At 46.7% G+C, this 18348-nt stretch carries 15 protein-coding genes, 1 pseudogene and 2 riboswitches; of the genes and pseudogenes, 8 read left to right on the top strand and 8 right to left on the bottom strand.

The features are described from left to right. Window positions 1–2: 2 nt before the first annotated feature. Window positions 3–683: an ATP-dependent Clp protease proteolytic subunit gene (locus KDM90_RS10240; protein WP_268977745.1), complete on the top strand. Its 681-nt coding sequence runs from the start codon at window positions 3–5 to the stop codon at window positions 681–683. A 108-nt stretch (window positions 684–791) separates the two neighbouring features. Here KDM90_RS10240 and KDM90_RS10235 read toward each other — a convergent pair whose 3' ends face one another. The 3 genes from KDM90_RS10235 to KDM90_RS10225 form a co-directional block, all read right to left on the bottom strand. Next, on the bottom strand, window positions 792–1178 hold the full coding sequence (locus KDM90_RS10235) for a RidA family protein (RefSeq protein WP_212675513.1): 387 nt from the start codon (window positions 1176–1178) through the stop codon (window positions 792–794). 17 nt (window positions 1179–1195) lie between these two features. After that, on the bottom strand, window positions 1196–1894 hold the full coding sequence (locus KDM90_RS10230; RefSeq protein ID WP_212675512.1) for a substrate-binding periplasmic protein: 699 nt from the start codon (window positions 1892–1894) through the stop codon (window positions 1196–1198). Window positions 1895–2118: 224 nt separating this feature from the next. Beyond that, complete coding sequence (locus tag KDM90_RS10225; protein ID WP_212675511.1) at window positions 2119–2529, bottom strand: PaaI family thioesterase; 411 nt, start codon at window positions 2527–2529, stop codon at window positions 2119–2121. Window positions 2530–2768: 239 nt separating this feature from the next. Between KDM90_RS10225 and KDM90_RS10220 the strand changes: the two genes are divergently transcribed. Continuing rightward, window positions 2769–4160, top strand: coding sequence for a Gfo/Idh/MocA family protein (locus KDM90_RS10220; RefSeq protein WP_212675510.1), 1392 nt, complete (start codon window positions 2769–2771; stop codon window positions 4158–4160). Between the two features lie 122 nt (window positions 4161–4282). Here KDM90_RS10220 and KDM90_RS10215 read toward each other — a convergent pair whose 3' ends face one another. Both KDM90_RS10215 and KDM90_RS10210 read right to left on the bottom strand, forming a co-directional pair. After that, window positions 4283–4699 carry a hypothetical protein gene (locus KDM90_RS10215; protein WP_212675509.1) on the bottom strand — a complete coding sequence of 139 codons (417 nt, stop codon included), beginning with the start codon at window positions 4697–4699 and terminating at the stop codon, window positions 4283–4285. A gap of 133 nt (window positions 4700–4832) precedes the next feature. Further along, entirely contained in the window at window positions 4833–5750 is a 918-nt protein-coding gene (locus KDM90_RS10210; RefSeq protein WP_212675508.1) for a LysR family transcriptional regulator, read from the bottom strand. Between the two features lie 300 nt (window positions 5751–6050). Here KDM90_RS10210 and KDM90_RS10205 point away from each other — a divergent pair. The 4 genes and pseudogenes from KDM90_RS10205 to KDM90_RS10190 form a co-directional block, all read left to right on the top strand. Continuing rightward, window positions 6051–6590: pseudogene (locus tag KDM90_RS10205) on the top strand (FMN-dependent NADH-azoreductase); the annotation flags it as partial. Between the two features lie 43 nt (window positions 6591–6633). Continuing rightward, window positions 6634–7521, top strand: coding sequence for a pirin family protein (locus KDM90_RS10200; protein ID WP_230409730.1), 888 nt, complete (start codon window positions 6634–6636; stop codon window positions 7519–7521). 306 nt (window positions 7522–7827) lie between these two features. After that, complete coding sequence (locus KDM90_RS10195; RefSeq protein WP_212675506.1) at window positions 7828–8622, top strand: substrate-binding periplasmic protein; 795 nt, start codon at window positions 7828–7830, stop codon at window positions 8620–8622. A gap of 127 nt (window positions 8623–8749) precedes the next feature. Further along, window positions 8750–10786, top strand: coding sequence for a UvrD-helicase domain-containing protein (locus KDM90_RS10190; protein ID WP_212675505.1), 2037 nt, complete (start codon window positions 8750–8752; stop codon window positions 10784–10786). Between the two features lie 15 nt (window positions 10787–10801). Here KDM90_RS10190 and KDM90_RS10185 read toward each other — a convergent pair whose 3' ends face one another. Further along, window positions 10802–11227: a hypothetical protein gene (locus KDM90_RS10185; RefSeq protein WP_212675504.1), complete on the bottom strand. Its 426-nt coding sequence runs from the start codon at window positions 11225–11227 to the stop codon at window positions 10802–10804. 328 nt (window positions 11228–11555) lie between these two features. After that, window positions 11556–11660, top strand: a riboswitch (cyclic di-GMP riboswitch). A gap of 59 nt (window positions 11661–11719) precedes the next feature. Here KDM90_RS10185 and KDM90_RS10180 point away from each other — a divergent pair. Together KDM90_RS10180 and KDM90_RS10175 are read left to right on the top strand one after the other, a co-directional pair. After that, a complete protein-coding gene (locus tag KDM90_RS10180; protein WP_212675503.1) occupies window positions 11720–13651 on the top strand; it encodes a PKD domain-containing protein in 1932 nt (643 codons plus the stop codon). Between the two features lie 237 nt (window positions 13652–13888). Continuing rightward, window positions 13889–13972, top strand: a riboswitch (cyclic di-GMP riboswitch). 69 nt (window positions 13973–14041) lie between these two features. Then, on the top strand, window positions 14042–15961 hold the full coding sequence (locus tag KDM90_RS10175) for a PKD domain-containing protein (RefSeq protein ID WP_212675502.1): 1920 nt from the start codon (window positions 14042–14044) through the stop codon (window positions 15959–15961). A gap of 128 nt (window positions 15962–16089) precedes the next feature. Here the strand turns inward: KDM90_RS10175 and KDM90_RS10170 are convergent, their stop codons facing one another. Beyond that, on the bottom strand, window positions 16090–17439 hold the full coding sequence (locus KDM90_RS10170; RefSeq protein WP_212675501.1) for an MATE family efflux transporter: 1350 nt from the start codon (window positions 17437–17439) through the stop codon (window positions 16090–16092). A gap of 44 nt (window positions 17440–17483) precedes the next feature. Beyond that, window positions 17484–18275 carry a substrate-binding periplasmic protein gene (locus KDM90_RS10165; protein ID WP_212675500.1) on the bottom strand — a complete coding sequence of 264 codons (792 nt, stop codon included), beginning with the start codon at window positions 18273–18275 and terminating at the stop codon, window positions 17484–17486. Window positions 18276–18348 lie beyond the last annotated feature (73 nt).

Genomic DNA, 18348 nt, shown 5'->3' with positions numbered 1-18348 from the left:
GCATGTCGTTTTTGATGCAAGCTTTGAATCGAACAATGCTTGTTTCATTGATAGAAAAAGTGAACAAGAACGTGAATAAAAATGTGAATAAGAAAGTGAATATGTCGGAAGAAAAAGAAAAGCCAGTCGATGCAGCGAGTCCATTTTTGGAAGAGAAAGCGTTTAAATCGCGTACCGTGTTGGTCTTCGGGACGATAAACGATAAATTGGCTGCGGAAGTCAGCAAACGTTTGATCGCCTTGTCAGCTGAGTCGGATACGCCAATCACCTTATTAGTTTCTTCGCCAGGTGGTCATGTTGAATCGGGTGATGTGATCCATGACATGATTCGCTTTATTAATGCGCCGGTGCGTGTTGTAGGAACTGGTTGGGTCGGTAGTGCAGCGGTTAACGTATTTTTAGCTGTGCCAAAAGAACGCCGTGTCTGCTTGCCCAATACGCGGTTTTTGATTCATCAGCCAAGTGGCGGTGCTGGCGGTCAAGCGACAGATATTGCGATACAAGCGCGTGAGATTGTGAAGATTCGTGAGCGCATTGCCGCCTTGATCGCGAAAGAGTCCGGTCAGACTTTGGAACGTGTCACCAACGATATCGAACGCGATTATTGGATGAGCGCGATTGAAGCACAGGAATATGGTTTAGTGTCGAGAATTATTGTGAATCAGAACGAATTGAATGCTTGATTCTTAACTCGATTCTTCACTTGATTCAGCGAGTATCGAGATTCAGCTGCCTGAACAAATCAAGAAAAAAGGCGACATGCGTGTCGCTTTTTTTCTAGGGATGTCTTGCTAGTTGCTCTGTTTGATTGCCGTCACTTCAATTTCGATTTTCATGCGCGGGTCTGCCAATCCCGCCGAGATCATCATCGCGGCGGGGCGGATTAATCCAAAGTGTTGGCGTAGAGTTGGCCAGCATTGGGGAAATTCGCTTGCGTCGGGAAGCACGTAATTGACTCTCACCACATCGGCAAGGCTAGATCCCGCTTGTTCCAATGCTAGGGATATATTGTGTAAACACTGTTCGGTTTGCGCCACAATGTCATCGCTTATCGTCATTGTGTTGTAGTCAAATCCCGTAGTGCCAGAGACGAAAATCCAGTTGCCCTGCACGATGGCTCTTGAGTAGCCAATTTGTTCCTCAAATGGAGAACCTGAGCTAATTTGTATGCGAGTCATAGGTTGGCTTTCGATAGTTAGGGATGAGTTTTTTGAATTGCGCGATTCATTCGTTGTAAGATTTCATCACTCACTTTTGCACTGCACATCAGAAAACGTTCAGGGCCTTGTGGCATGCCGACAGGTTTGAAGATGTGCAAATTTTGACGATCCTCGATTGAGGCAATCATTTTAAGCGCCTCGTCTTCTGGAACCAAAATGAAATCAGCTCGATGCGCAGCGATCATTTTTGCCATATTCAGCGATTCAGCAGTCGTGCTGACGATGGTGATACGTGAGCGTTCAATTGCATCATCAATCACTGTTCCGTACGATGCGGTTTCCTTCTTCAGCATTCGTGCTCCCGGAATACTCAGGGTGCGAAGTAGGTCCATCGATTTGTCGGGTTGAAAATTGCGATGGGCAAGCATGATGGACGGACGTGCACTGTCGCGATAAATTGAGAGTGAAAATTTTGCAAATTGTTCGCGTTCCTTGTTCTTAAACATACCAACCGCGCAGAGTGCTTCGTCGTTGTTTTCAACCAATTTGAGTTGGCGCTTGAATGGCGTTTCTACCCAGTCGATTTTTAGTCCCGCTATTTTGCTGGCTTGGTTGACACGATTGATAATGAATCCGGTTAAATTACCTTGCGCATCGCGATAAAACATGGGCTCGCGAACTTCATATAGAAGCTTGAGGGACTCTGCCGCGCCGGTTTGTGCGTGTAGGCACATGAAGGCAAAGCAAAGGATGGTTCGCAAACGTCGTTGATTCATTCTAGAGGGGAAAAAGGCAGAGGCCAGACAATTCGCCAATTGGCAAATTAAGCATACGAACTTGCATGCGGATTGTCAAAATCTCTGTGCATATTTGATATAAATGATTAGTGTTTTAGATATGGGTTTGTATTGACATGCGGCGGCGAGCACGGCTCTGTTAATTTATATTCAGCGCGCGCTCAAACACTTGGTATCGCGTAAGTGCAAACGACATGTGCGACCGGATCAGCTTGTCCTTCCGAGAATAGGCTCACTTCGCCGACTGCTAGGCGTTTCCCGACCTTGAGCAGTTGGCAGTGCGCCACAATGTCCGAGTCGGCAGCGGGCTTGCGTAGAAAGTTAATGGATAAATTGGTTGTGACCGCCAACGGAACGATCCCAATTTCGCCGAGGAGCGCAACATACATAGCAACGTCTGCCACGGCCATTAGTACTGGACCTGATACCGTTCCGCCAGGGCGCAAGTGTTGATCATTAATCGTTTGTCGGACCGTCGCGCCCTTTTCATTGAGAGATTCCACAATCACCGTTGTTTGTGGAAATTCCGTATGAAGAAAGCTTTGTATCTGTTCTTTGCTAAGGAGCGGCATGGGACGCAGGCATTCAGTTGAGAGGGGGAAGGACTGTAGCATAGTTTGGTTTAAGTCTGCTCAATCCCTCACTTTTTCCTTAAATTATATTGAACGAAGCCTTGAATATTAATCGCTGTTCTATGAGCTATCTTTGGGTAAAATTTAACGCTAGGTTGTCAACAGTATTGAAATGCAAGCAATTGCCTAGGTCGTTGATTGCATAGTCCGATTAATTTAGAAAATATCAAGAGCCCAATATGACAAAATCCAATCATCCCTCCCGCCGTGGTTTCTTACAAGCCGTCAGTGGCATCAGCGCTGGGATGGCCAGTTTGAACGTGTTCGCAACGCCGCAAGCAACAACTCAAAAGTCCGCGCGACGATCTTTGAAAGCGCGTTACATGGGTGATTTCGCCGCGCCCAAATTAGATAAGGTCAAAGTCGCGATCATCGGCGTTGGTGCGCGAGGCTCTGGGCACGCTAGTCAACTTGCAGCGATTGAAGGTGTGCAATTAGTTGGGATCGCGGATCTGGTAGAAGCGCGCGCAAAGAAGTCAGAAGCAAGTGCTATAAAGTTTGGGCACCAACCCAAATTGTATGTGGGTGACGAGCATGCATGGCGCAAGATGTTGGCCGAAACCAAGCCAGACGCGGTATTGATCAATACGCCTTGGAATTTGCATGCGCCAATGGCTATTGCTGCTATGAAGGCAGGTGCTCATGCATTTGTTGAAGTACCTATCGCGACAACTTTGGCAGAGATGTGGGAGATCGTGGACACTTCCGAGATGACTGGGCGTCATTGCATGATGATGGAAAACGTCAACTATGGACGCGAAGAATTGCTGTACTTGAATATGGTACGACAAGGTGTGCTTGGCGACCTATTGCATGCAGAGGCATCGTATATTCACGCACTTCGGTTTCAAATGGAAAATGGTGACTCGACAGGTTCATGGCGTACCTTTGAATACGCGAAGCGGAATGGCAACTTGTATCCCACGCATGGCTTGGGGCCAGTCGCGCAATATATGAATTTAGCTCGAGGAGAAGACCAATTTGGTCGAATCACTTCATTCTCTTCACCAGCAAAGGGACGTGCAGCCTATGCACAAAAATCGACGAAATTAACCTCCAATGCGTTTAAAGAATTGGATTTTAAGGGGGGTGACATCAATACGTCGATAATCAAGACAGCCTTGGGCCGAACAATCATGGTGCAATGGGATGAAACGACCCCTAGACCGTATACGCGCCATAACCTGATACAGGGCGTGAATGGTGTGCTCGCTGGATTTCCAAATCGCATCTCGGTCGAGGGTATCACCAGCAATTATCATGAATGGGCTGAGGACAGTGCGTGGGAAGCAATTGCCGCGAAATACGAACATCCTTTGTACCTGCGATTGGGTGAATTGTCGAAAAAGATGGGTGGGCATGGAGGGATGGATTTCCTGATGCTGTATCGGATGATCGAATGTTTGCGGAAAGGTGAGCCCTTAGATCAAAATGTGTACGAGGGATGTTTCTGGTCCGCAGTTGGCCCATTAAGCGAAAAGTCGGTGGCGGAGGACGGCAGTTCTCAGGTGTTTCCAGATTTCACGCGGGGTGATTGGAAGACCACGAAAGCATTGAAAGTGGTGGCTTGATTAGAATCTGGCATGAAGTAAATTAAGCTGCTTCAACCACCAAAAGCGAACCAATTCGGAGTCAATAAATCAAGGCGCGGGATTCACTTGTTTCGTGCCTTGATCTGTGTTCGCGGCAATGTCTATTTTTTGTTGGCCGTGCCATCGATCTTGAAATGTACGTCTAACTTCCATTGTCCCTTGTATTCCGCTTCATCAAGCAACATCTGTAGCTGGTCAAACAGAGTGACCACTTTTTGTGCTTGAACCGCACCACGATTAGAAAGCGACACGCGATTTTGTATGCTCGGTTCCAAGGTCGAGTCAATTCGTATTTGACAATCAAATGCCGGCTTATCTTTTACGACTCGACATATATTGGTGGCTTGATTCGCGTGGACTCCACTGAGTTCTATTTGAAAATGACTCAATCCCTCCGCTGAATCACTGATCTTAAAAATTTCTGCGAAGTCTTTCAGTTTGTCTTTTGCTTGGCTTGCAGGATGAAGCAAGCACAGTAGACAAAAAAGCAGAGTGCGTGATTTAAAAAAATTAGACATAGCAATCTTGATTTCAAGTTAATCAGTGGGTATTGTCGACGTATCAAATTGTGTTTGCAATCAATAAATTCGAGTGCAGTGTTTTGGAGTGCAATGTGTTTTGCTTTCAATCGCAACCGGATTGTCAAACTCGCTAACGACAGATCGGATTGGTGTCATTGAGATTGAATTCCTCCAGTATCGCATCGATGAACGCGCGGGTTCGCGCTGGCATTAAGCGGCGCCCAGGGAAGACTGCCCAAGCATTGTATTCAGGCGCATGCCATTCAGGTAGCACACGGATCAAACTTCCATCGTGCAAGTGGCAACGCGCAAAATGCTCTGAAATCAGGGTAATGCCCACGCCTTCCAGAGCGAGTCGCTTCAATAATTCTGGGGAGTTTGCTGTAGCTATGCCAGGGGGAACGCCTTCCCATGTCTGTAACTTATTCTTTAGGCGCCATGCAACGGGCTCGCCATTTCTACCGAGGAGTCGCAAAGTTTGATGTTCCATCAATGCTTCCGGTTCGTGCGGTTCACCATGCTTTTTCAAATAGGCTGGCGAAGCGTACATCGCTGCGGAGAACATGGCTAACTGTCGTGCGGCTAATGAAGCATCGTCGGTGAGGCTACCCATACGGATCGCAAGATCAAAATTTTCTCCGATCAAATCGACTCGCCGTGGGGAGAGATCCAATTCGAGCTGAATCGCTGGGTATCGATCCAAGAATCGTGCAATCAGGTTTGTCATCATTTCATTCGCAAAATCGGCGGGCATCGATATCCGCAAGCGTCCACTCGGTTCGGCCTGCCGCTGCTGCGTCAGCGCCAACGTTGCTTCGACTTCGGCATGAACCTGTTGCGCATGAGCGAGCACTGCGTGACCAAAATCCGTTACCACAAGCTTTCTCGTGGTACGGAGAAGCAAGCGCTCACCTAGATGGGTTTCGAGTGCGCTGATACGACGCGATAAGGTTGACTTTGGAACACCCAGTCGCTCGGCAGCTTTGCTGAAGCTGCCCTCTGTCACTACGCGGGAAAACATCAAAAGATCGTTTGGGTCGAGTTGCATCCGATCTGCCTTTCATGTGATTTGTTGAATTGTGGGCTTCGCAAATTGTCGATGCGTGCAAGGTTCTAACGCCGACCAATTTTGAACAATAAGAAACACATTGGTTCAAATTTGGAACAATGATATCCATTTTATGCTCTTCTGCTTTGTATTTGGAACATATAAAGTATGTTCATCTTGATTCAAATACAGATTGCTGCGAACCCCTTGTCACATAAACTAACTGAAGAAGCCCATATCATGAACATTTTACAAATTAATTCTAGCGCCCGCGTTGCCGGTTCTCATTCGACTAATCTTGCTAATCAAGTAAGTACCCGTCTTCGTGAGCAACATCCTAATGCTGAATTCACTTTGCGCGACTTGGCATTGACGCCGCAACCAGGTTTAGATGAAACCGCCTTACAAGCGCTATTCACGCCCGCAGAACAGCGGAATGAAGCACAAGCTGCACGGGTCGCGCTGGATGATGCTTTGATCGCAGAAGTGCAAGCCGCAGATGTGATTGTGATTGGCGCGCCGATGTATAACTTTGGCATATCATCTCAATTGAAAAATTGGATCGATGCAATTTCCCGCGCCCAAGTGACTTTCCGTTACACTGCGAATGGTCCCGAAGGTTTGTTGAAGGGTAAAAAAGTTTATGTCGTGTTGACTCGGGGTGGTTTGTACAGAAATACACCCAATGACACACAAATGCCGTATCTCAAGGCATTCTTAGGCTTCCTTGGCATGACTGACGTTGAATTTATCTATGCCGAAGGTTTAGCCATGGGGACCGAAGGAGAGCAACGCGCAATCAGTGATGCGCAAGCACAAATCGAGGCGGCGTTTGCCTAAGGTAGACGAAACACCAGATGTTAAGAATGGAGAGAGACGAGTGATGAACCAAGTAATGAAATTGACCCAGCTTGAATCAGAGCAGGTTCAGCTCTCGCGTGCTGTCGAGCAGTTGGTCGTGGGACAAGCCACTTCGGACGGGGCTGGGGTTAAGTTGACTCGTGTGTTGACACAGCCCTATCAGTATCGTCTCGATCCTTTTCTTATGTTGGACGCGTTTGGCAGCGACAATCCAGACGAGTACATCGCAGGTTTTCCTGATCATCCCCATCGAGGTTTTGAAACAATAACCTATATGTTGGAAGGAAAGATGCGCCATCGCGACAGCGCTGGTAACGAGGGATTGCTCGAGAATGGTGGTGTCCAGTGGATGACCGCGGGGCGGGGCGTGATTCATTCTGAATTACCCGAGCAAGAAAACGGCAGGATGGAGGGTTTTCAGCTTTGGCTAAATCTCGCTGCAAAAGATAAGATGTGCCCAGCGTGGTATCGGGATTTTAAAAGTAATGAAATTCCGGAATTCGAAACGCAAGCTGGTGTAAAGGTCCGCGTCATCGCTGGGCAAAGTCACGGCATCCAAGGCGCAATGCAAAGGGCAACAACGGAACCGCTCTATCTTGATGTGGCGATACCCGCAGGAGCGCAATTTCAACAATATTTGCCGGCCGACGCGAACGCCTTTATTTACGTTTATCGAGGCTCGGTAAGTATTGGAGAACAACAAGTTCCATTGCAGCGGATGGCTATCCTTAAAAAATGGCCAAGTGCAGATGGGGTTAAAGTCCTCGCTCACGCCGATGCCAAATTTATCCTGATTGCGGGTCGACCACTTGGTGAAACCATCGCGCAATATGGTCCCTTCGTGATGAATTCACAGGAAGAAATCTTCAAAGCGATTGATGATTTCAGGAATGGTCGCCTCGTCTCTTAAAGTGAAAAATCTCGGTCCTTCATACTGGGAGTTGGGGATGGATCCCGACTCCTTCTTGAACATGTTCCTTGCGATCAAATTGATCGTATCAAATTCCAATCAACTCACAAGTAACGTCAGGCCGATTCTTGGCCTAGTTTCCTTTCGCCGCCGAATTATCAATTTTTAACATTTGTATTTTCACTCCTCGTTTAGTCTGGTATATCTGAGTTGTCTTGTCGGGATTGCCGACTGCTTCGCTCTATTTCAGAGTGTGCGTGTTACGTCTCTATTTGCAAGTGTCTATGACTGTTTTAGGAGTGCCCCGTGCGCTTTTTCCTTATCTTGCTTGTCCTGCTGTCTATGCAAAGCCGCGCCACGGCGGCATTAAGAGATCTTTGTCCTGTACAGCCGATTCGATTTGCGCACTATGAAATGGGCGCATTGTATGGCAAAGACCGAGGGGGAATTGACGAAGATTTTCTTAAAGAAATCATCAAGCGTAGCGAATGCGCATTCCGTATCACCATCTTGCCGCGAGCGCGCAGTTGGTATGAATTAGAAATGGGTTCTATCGATATGATGGCTTCGGGACTTGTGACTCCTGAGCGCGAGAAATTTGCGTGGTTCGCACCGTATCTAGTTGATAAAAAATATGTTCTATTAGGGCCAGCTGTTCCGCTAACAATTCAGACCTCTGAGCAGTTCATCCAGGCAAAGCAATTGACGATGGGCGGTGTTCGTTCGTTCCGCTACAGCCCAAAATATGACGAAATGATGCAAAAATTGGACGATAACAGGCGCTTAGAACGAGTTGGTGATCTAGAAACGCTATATCGAATGTTTGCCTCTGGACGGTTCCAAGCGACGATCGCATCACCGCTCGCTTATCGTTACTATTTAAAGCGTTACCCAGTTGTTGGGGCAATGCGTCTTATGGACTGGGATCCTGGTAACAAGTCTATCTCCGCCTTGGTCTTGTCGAAAAAGACGTTCAGTGAGGAACAAATCCGACAATGGCAAAATTTGATCCGTAGTTTGATAGAAGACGGCACCTTGTTAAAAATATTAACTCAGCATCTTGGTGCCGAAGAAGCGAAGTCCATGGTTTTCCATCCTTGATCCTCTCGTTAGATCGCCAATTTCAAGCCGATGAATCTGCGGTGTGGCTGTTAACTAGGTGAAGCAAAACTAGGGATAAGAGAACGCAACAGGTACAATGTCGTCTGTATCGTCAATTTTCCTTCCCATGTCTCACGGTCTGAATCAACCCCAACGCGATGCCGTCAACTATATGGATGGCCCTTGTCTGGTCCTTGCTGGTGCAGGCTCTGGCAAAACACGCGTGATTACTCAAAAGATCGCGAATTTGATTGAATTGCATGGTTATGATGCCAAATCAATTGCCGCCCTGACTTTTACCAATAAAGCTGCGCATGAGATGCAAGAGCGGATTGCGAAGCTCTTGAAAGAACCGAAGAAGGCCAAACAAATCACGGTATCCACTTTCCATTCCTTAGGCGTAAAAATTTTACGTCAGGAAGCCCGTGCGCTGGGGCTAAAAGATCGCTTCTCAATTATGGATAGTGATGATTGCTTTTCACTCGTTCAGGATTTGGCGATCACCACGGATAAGCAATTAATTCGACGAATTCAAACTGCGATGTCGCTTTGGAAGAATGGTTTGGTGAGTCCTGAGCAAGCATTACGGCAAGCGCAAGATGAGGACGAAGCCCAAGCTGCAAGAATTTATGCGAGCTATGTTGCGACCTTGTCTGCTTATCAAGCGGTCGATTTTGATGATCTGATTCGACTACCCGTTGAATTATTTCGCCAAAACGAAGAAGTACGAGACAAGTGGCAACGGCGTTTGCGTTATTTGTTAGTCGATGAATATCAAGATACCAATACCTGCCAATACGAATTGGTGAAGCTGTTGGTGACGGGGATAGGTAAAAAGCCCATGTTCACTGCGGTGGGTGATGATGATCAAGCGATCTATGCTTGGCGCGGCGCGACGATCGAAAACTTGAGCACTTTGCAAGTTGATTTTCCGGACCTCAGGATTATTAAATTAGAGCAAAACTATCGTTCCAGCACACGAATCTTGCAGGCCGCCAATTCAGTGATCGGCAATAATCCGAAGTTGTTTGAAAAAGCACTGTGGTCGGAACATGGCTTGGGTGACCCAGTGACGGTGATGGGTATGCAGGATGACGAGCAAGAAGCGGCGCAGGTGGCGATCATGATTTCAGCGCATCGTTTTGAACGTCGAGCGGCCTGGACCGACTACGCTATTTTGTATCGCGGCAACCATCAAGCACGGGTGATTGAACAGGCATTGCGCAAGGAACGTATTCCGTACACTATTTCGGGTGGACAAAGTTTCTTTGACAAAGCAGAAATTAAAGACATTATTGCCTACTTGCGTTTGATTGCGAATGAAGAGGATGACCCTGCATTCATCCGCGCGATCACGACACCACGTCGAGGTGTGGGACAGGCAACTTTAGAAGCATTAGGTTCTTACGCAGGGCAATGGCAGTGTTCACTATTTGAAGCGGTATTCAAAGGCGGGATTGAAGCGATCTTAACGGAACGTCAGCTCAGACCTTTGCGTGAATTTTGTACCTTCATCAATAATGTTGAGGCACACGCTCATCGTGAAGGACATGCGGAATTGTTGTTGGACGAGTTAATGAAAGAAATTAACTACGAATACTATTTGTACGACAATTTTGACGACCGTGCTGCGCAAGCCAAGTGGCAGAATGTGCTGGATTTCACCCAGTGGCTCAAACAAAAAGGAAGTGGTGGTAAAGATGGTACCGACGATCATCGAAGTTTGCTCGACCTAACGCAAATGGTGGCGCTAATGAGTATGATGGAAGGCAAAGATGAAGAGCCGGACGCTGTGCGGATGTCGACTCTCCATGCGTCAAAAGGCTTGGAATATCCACACGTCTTCTTGGTTGGCGTGGAAGAAGGAATTTTGCCACATAAGGGCGATCCTGATGCGCCTGTCGAAACCATCGCTGCAAGGATAGAAGAAGAGCGCCGTTTGATGTATGTGGGAATCACACGCGCCCAGCGCAGCCTGCATATTACGTGGTGTAAAAAGCGCAAACGTGCCGGTGAGTCTGTGCATTGTGATCCTTCACGCTTCATCAAAGAAATGAAACTCGATGAAGGTGATGCGATCCCTACAGAAGACGAAGTCCTGACACCACAAAATCGTTTGGCAAATCTGAAGGCACTGTTAAGCCGACCAAAAGATTCGCCATAACAATCGCCTCAGAATTTAAATTCCAGAGTTGAATTGCATGTTGGAGAATTTGCGTTGAGCTGGGTCATATTCTAGACCCCAAAATTTTTTTCCACCATCGCAAATGATCATCGCAATTCGTCCCCATTCAGGATTATTTTGTACGTAATCATCGACTGCGTTGATATAGATAATTCGATGTCCTTTGCGTATTAAGCCAGCATATTGAAAGTATTGTTGCGTGACCTGTTGGCGTAGCGTGGGATAATGCGTCTGAAGAAACCTATCCAATTGCTGTTCCATGATGCGGATCTCAGACTGTTTGGGTTGCCAACTTCCCGTAATATGCTTTAGTGAGGGGCGAGAGCATTGCTTGGTCAATGTGCTTGCTTGATTGTTGGGCAAAACTACGCTGTGATTCTCAGGCCATACCGGGAATGCTTGATGAGCACTGGTGGACATGCTCAGTGAATAGATGAGACAACTTAGTGGTACCAGCCAATATCGATTGTGATTGCGCATAAGAGTCCTTTTTAGCGGATGTGAATTCATCATAGTCGGATATTTGCAACAAGCAAACTGTGAACCATCGGAATCACAAATGGTATTACTCTTGGTGTCGATTTGTATCCTCGTGGCAACCAAGCCTCGCTGCAAATGTGGTCTTAATTGCCGCGATTGATGGTCGAGAATCGATTGCTCCTCAACGATCAAGAGCTATGTTAGTTGATGCTAAATTGACCAGCTTCTGGGAATTGTTCTTTCCTTTTCTTGCGACGCGCAGTAAAGTTCCTCCGATGGGCAAACTTATTGAAAAATAAGGACGCAAAGCCACCGGCCTAAAGTGAATGCATATCGCTGTATATGAGTGAACTAAGGTAGCGGGGTTGCCAACATGATATACATGTTGCCAGCGTTGCCCTTGTGGAGCTTGAATAAACAGGGGAAATTAACATGAAACAACAAATTCAAACAGGGCGAGCGACACTGAGCTTACTTGCCATTCTGCTCTTGGTTGGCGCAGGCTGTTATGCCTTGCTAGACTTCGACGAATCGACATCCTCATCGATCCAAATCACGCAACAACAAAGCGCAAAGATACTCAACGCTGACGAGCGGGGCATTCTTGTTCAAACGGGGCAAGAGCAAGCAAATTTGGCGCATGCAAAACGGATATCTGCCGATATCACCGAAATTTCGACAAGCGGGCAGAGGTCGCAAATAAATGTGTCAACCAGCGCACAGCGTGCGGTCTTGTTGGGGCAGATCGGAACCCAAACCGACCTTTTGCCTTCCAATGCGCAAGGGCAAATCGACAACGCTCCATTTAATCGAATCTTCTTACCTGAAATATCTTCGGGACAGCGTGCGATTACTTTGCTGGGAGACCAACTTGCAGTAGTCGCACAGTGGTATGGCATGAGTGTTGATACGATGCGCGAATTGATGCTGAGAGATAGTACGATTCATCTTGATCGTAAAGGGCGTCTACTCCATATCGATAAGGGCGCTGGCGAAATACAGACTTCAAGCCCCGTTGTGAATGGTCGCGATCCAAATGCGTTTGACAGAAATGGTTTGGCGGGAAATAACTTTAATAATGCACTATATCCATTGGGTGAAACGTTCACCTTACACAGTAAGCCGGAATCGACTCGGATTATGTATCTGAATTTTAAAGGACTGGGAGATAAACCAGCGTTTGATTTGGATGGGATAGTGGGTACTTTTAATGACAATGAGTTGACCAATATCCAAACGATTTGGGCTCGTGTAAAAGAAGATTTTGCGCCATTCGATGTGGACGTTACGACAGAGGCGCCGACAGTCTTGACGGGCAAGATTGGAACCTCAATTCTGATTACGAATTTGCAGAGTGATGCGGGGGGCTATGCTTATCTCAATTCATTTGGAAGTATTAATTTAAACAATCCTCCGGCATTTTGTTTTCAGAATAATCTGGCGAACTATCATAAATATATTGCTGAGTGCATATCTCACGAACTAGGTCACACATTAGGTCTATATCATCAAGGCAGTACCGGTGTGGAATACTATGCTGGGCAGGGGAGTGGTGAGACTGGGTGGGCGCCAATTATGGGCGTTGGGTATTACCAAAATCTAACTCAATGGTCAAAAGGCGAGTACGCTAATCCAAGCAACCAAGAAGATGCTTATGCAACCATGTTGGTACGCGGCTTGAGCCCACGTACCGATGATGTCGGGAATACGATTGCGACTGCTAGCGCAATGGTGAGTACGAATGCTAACGGCTTCAATAATCTCAGTGCAAGCGGTGTGATTGAAAAGCCGGGCGATGTCGATGTATATAGTTTTGTTGGTAGTCCAGGTGAGGTCAGTTTTACCTTGGTTGGCTCGATTTATAGTGGTAATTTGGATGCAAGCATCCAATTGTCCGACGCGAGCGGTAGAGTGATTGCTACGTCAAATGACTTAAACACCCTAGGCACTACATTGAATGCAAATTTGACAGCGAATGGCACGTATTATTTGAGTGTGACTGGCGTTGGAAAAGGTGATCCAAAAACGACCGGTTATACGAATTATGGTAGCTTGGGTCAATATGCAATCACGGGAAAATCGATCGCTTCGAGTCAAATGCCTCCGGTGATTAAAGTGACAAACGGGACTCTGACAGGAAAGCGGAAGTTGACCGTGAATTTTGATGCGAGTAAATCAGTGCCAATGTCTGGTGCAAAAATTATGAAGTATGAATGGACATTCGGTGATGGAACAGCATTAGGGAAAACCGCGAAAATTTCGCATACCTACTCTAAAATTGGTAACTACACGACAACGCTAAAAATCACCGATAGTAATAATTTGACTGCAACGCAGATTTTCAAGATTGCAGTGACCAAATAGATTCATTGCGAGGCGATGGTTTTAAAAAATGCGTTAAGTTTAAAAGTGGGGATAGGTTTAAAAACCTTATCCCTACTTTTTGACCTCAAGTGTTGTTAGAAATTTTGATATCATCAATAGGCTTTACCATTAAAAGAGTGTCGTAACGAATTAACATGCAATCCACCTTGACTGAAAAAATAGTTGAGATAGTTAACTAAAAATACTTTCATTTTTCCCCCTGGGCAATTAAAGTGCTCAATAAATGGGCAAACTTATTGAAAAATAAGGACGCAAAGCTTCCGACCTAAGGTCATCGATCATGGTAGCGGGGTTTCCAGTGAGGGTCTTAATCGACACCACTGTCAGCGTTAGTCCTTTGTTCTATCGTATAACAAAGGGAGAAAAATAATGCATTTCAAATCGCATTCACAATCACAGTCCGGCCGCGCTGCCATCAGTGCGTTAATCGTTGTATTGCTAGTCGGTGCTGGCGTCTACTTCATAGAAAATATTAATCAATCCCTGACCAGTGTGATTGATTCGGCCAACCGATTATCCGCGATGGTGAGTGGCAATCGTGATTTGGACAAAAAAACGGTCGCGACTGCAAGTAAAGATACGAATAAGCCTGTCAATGCTGGTGAGAAGGCGGGGATGGAGCGTGGTATAGTGAGTTCTAGACATGCACCTGAGTTCCTCGCACAGATATCAGCACCAAGTGATTTTGTTCCAAGCAATGCCGAGGGCAAAACTGAGAGTGCTCCGTTTAGTCGTATCAATTTGCCAGAGATGGCCTCAGGCCAACGGGCGGTAGATTTGCTTGGTGATCAGCTGCAAGTTGTCGCGCAATGGTATGGTTTTAGTCCAGAAGCATTGCGTGCGCTGATGTTACAAGACTTATCGATTCACATTGATCGCCAAGGTCGACTGCTACACATCGACGATGGTGTGAATGAAAAAACCTTGTCGGGCTCTGTTTTCCGCGCGAGTGAGGGATCAACATTTGCACCAACCGCGAGTCTGACAGGAGACAGCGTCAGCAATGCAATTTACGCGCTCGATCAAACTTTTAAATTGCATAGCAAATCGAACTCAACTCGAATTTTGTATTTAAACTTTAAAGGTTTGGGTGCGAAACCCCCATTTGACTTGGATAAAAATACTGGTACTTTCAGCAACGCTGAAATGACGATGATACAAAAAATCTGGGCGCGTGTTAAAGAAGATTATTCGCCATTTGATGTTGATGTCACCACTGAATTGCCAGCAAACCTGACCGGCAAAATCGGTGCGTCCATTCTGATTACCAATCAAGTAAGTGATGCAGGTGGATATGCGTACTTGAATTCATTTGGGACGATTAATCTGAGCAACCCGCCTGCTTTCTGTTTCCAAAATAATTTAGGTAATGCCGAAAAGCCAATCGCAGAATGCATTTCACATGAGCTGGGGCATACGCTCGGTTTGAACCACCAAGGTACAGCATCGGTGACTTATTATGGTGGACAAGGTGATGGTGAGACAGGCTGGGCGCCGATCATGGGCGTTAGTTACTATAAAAATCTGACGCAATGGGCGAAGGGCGAGTATAACGGCGCAAACAATACGACTGATGCCTATGGTTTGATGGGAGTTCGTGGCTTGGGCTACCGTACCGATGATGTTGCTGACAATACCGCGGGAGCCGCTGCGATGACGAGCACGATCGCAAACGGTTTGAATAATTTGAGTACGACTGGAATTATTGAACGAGTTGGCGACGGCGACATGTTCAAATTTAGTGCAGGTGCCGGAAATGTGAGTTTCAATTTAGCTGGATCTTTGTATAGCGGCAATTTGGATGCAAATTTACAATTGCTTGATTCGACGGCAAAGGTCTTATCAACTTCAAATAATGCAGCAACTCTAGGCACGACCCTGACCTATACTCTGCCTGCTGCTGGGACATACTACTTGCGCGTCAGTGGAGCGGGTAAAGGCGATCCTAAAACAACTGGTTATTCCACCTATGGCAGTTTGGGACAGTACATTATTACTGGGACGGCACCACAATATGTGACGACTCCGCCCGTGTTGAATGTGACAACCAGCGCATTGACAGGAAGAGCACAACTTCGTGTGAATTTTGATGCGAGCAAGTCGACAGCCATGAGCGGCGCGCAGGTAACCAAATACGAATGGGTGTTTGGTGATGGAACGGCGAACGCGACTACAGCTGTTGTCGCACATATCTATTCGAAAGTCGGAACGTACAACACGACGATCAAGATTACAGACAGCAATAATCAAACGAAACAGACAAGCTACAAAGTGACTGTCACGAATTAATTGTGCGAAGTTATTTTTATTCCAAAAAAGAGCCAGGTCGCTACCTGGCTTTTTTTATGGATAGAAATTATGGTACCCAGGACTGGCAAGTTTGCTTAAATTGTAGTCCCAGTGCAGTTTTAACTTTGTTAAGTGCTTCGGCGTTCTAATCGATCTAGTACGCGGAAGCAAAGCCACACACTCACGACGCCGAAAAATACGACGCCCAATCCATAACCCGCGATGACGCCGCGGGCACCGAACCATGCTCCTCCAAACCAAACAAAAGGGACTACGCCGATGGTAGAACGGCCCCAATTGAGCATCGTTGAATAGAGCGGATAGCCAAGGTTGTTGAATGCCGCGTTGGCCACAAATAGGCTTCCATTAAATAAAAAGCTCCCTGCAACAAATATACAGAAGAAAGTAATAACGTCGGCTGCGATTCCTTTGGCATCGAAGGCTTGCACGATCAATTGGCTAAAAATAGCGAGTAAAAACCAAACGATCGCTACATAAATCAAGGTTAGCTTTAAGCTATCGCGCATGGTTGAGCGGAGGCGATCGTAGCGATGTGCACCTAAATTTTGACCAAGGATAGGACCAATTGCACCTGATAGCGCAAACAATCCTGCAAAAGCCATGGGAGTTAAACGCGATACCACAGCCCATCCCGCCACTGCCTGATCTCCATAGCGCGCAATGACTGAAGTCACTGCCGCGTTCCCAAACGGAGTTGCGACGTTCGTGAGAATGGCGGGGATCCCGATGCTAGCAAATGCTTTGACACCACGCCTAAAGACAACTTTGCACGGACGAGCATAGAGGCGATGAACCTGCAGTACACCAAAGCAGCCTATCGTCACGAGTACGATTCGTGCGGTGATATTGGCATATGCTGCCCCGTCCAGCCCCCAACCGAAGACGAAAATGAATAATGGGTCAAGAATGGCTGTTGCAGCGGCAGCGCCGAGCGTCACAAACATCGCACGTTTGCCATCACCCACTGCACGTAATAAGCCGCTCAGGCCCATACCTAACGCGAGTAAAGGAATGGAGGGCAAGACGATGATGCAAAATCGTTTAGCGAGCTGCGCGGTTTCACCCTGCGCACCGAGCAATTCAAATAGTAAGCCCAGCAGAGGGTAGGTCAAGATAACCAAGGCAGTACAGATCCCCGTAATCAGAAACAGAGAGCTCGCTGCCAATTGTTTCGACAATAAGCTATCACCACTCCCGATCGCTCGTGAGACCACCGCCGTGGTTGCGATCGATAAACCGATGCCGACGGAAGTATGAAAAAACAGTAAGGTACTGGCGTATCCAATTGCTGCTGCGAGCTCCGCACGACCAAGTTGCGAGATATACAGCAGGTTTAAAACATCAACGAGAAATACTGCGATCAAACCGATGGACCCTGTGGCCGTCATATTGATGACATGCCGCATTGTTGAACCTTGAAGGAATTTGCCTTGCGTGGTGGTGGACGAGCCAGACATTTTGCAGATTAACCTTTACGACGATAAACCTGCAGTGTAACGGATTAATCCAAAATCGTTGCACGTAAAGACGGAATCGCGCCTTCTTTGCGTCCCTTCGCCATCGCTTGGTTAATACGTGCCAATAGCTTTTTGTTGGCTTCGTTGGTCCGCATAGCGAAGTGATTGTAGACAATAGAAATTGGTTTGGGAAGGACGCAAAACGGTTGCGGGTTTAATTTGCTGTTGACACTGTCCCATTCTGCAAAACGTTGATTAATGACGCTTTGCATTTCACGTACGTCAGTTGTTACACCGTACCAAATAATCGCGTCTGTCCGCTTTGCGAGCAACTTTTGTAGTCTTGAAATACCAGCACCGCTATCATTGTCGATTTGAAACAGTACGTTGATTTGTTTGTCAAATTCTTCTCCAGCGCTAGTGCCAATCACGATGCCGATACGCTTGCCTTTTAGATCTTGCAACGTATTAAATTTAAAACTTGCATCGCAGCGTGTGATGAGCCAATTACCGTTTGCATTAATCGGATCAGAAAAGCTGTATTTCTTTGCGCGTTCTTGGGTGATCGACATACCCATTAATAAAATATCGTTGTGAAGTGCATTATCCATCGCACGTTTCCAAGGAACCCGTTTTACGCTTATCTTTATTGATAAACTTTTTTCTAGAAATGACAGCAAATCGACATTGGTTTTTCCAATAGGAACGGGTCGTCCTTGCGAGTCAAATTCCTCGATCGTTTGTAAATGAACGAGCTCCTGCGCCTGTAGTTTTGCATTGCAAACAATCCCGAGCAGGCAGATTGCGAAGGATAGGATCGAACGTCGTATAGCCATGGATTTGGGTTCTGATTTTTTCGATTCATTGTAGCAAACGCCGCGATGACCGCGCAGATAAAAGCAACAAGTC

Source organism: Affinundibacterium fentianense (assembly GCF_018139545.1).
Lineage (GTDB): Bacteria > Pseudomonadota > Gammaproteobacteria > Burkholderiales > Burkholderiaceae_D > Undibacterium > Undibacterium fentianense.
This window is presented reverse-complemented; position numbering and strand designations above follow the sequence as displayed.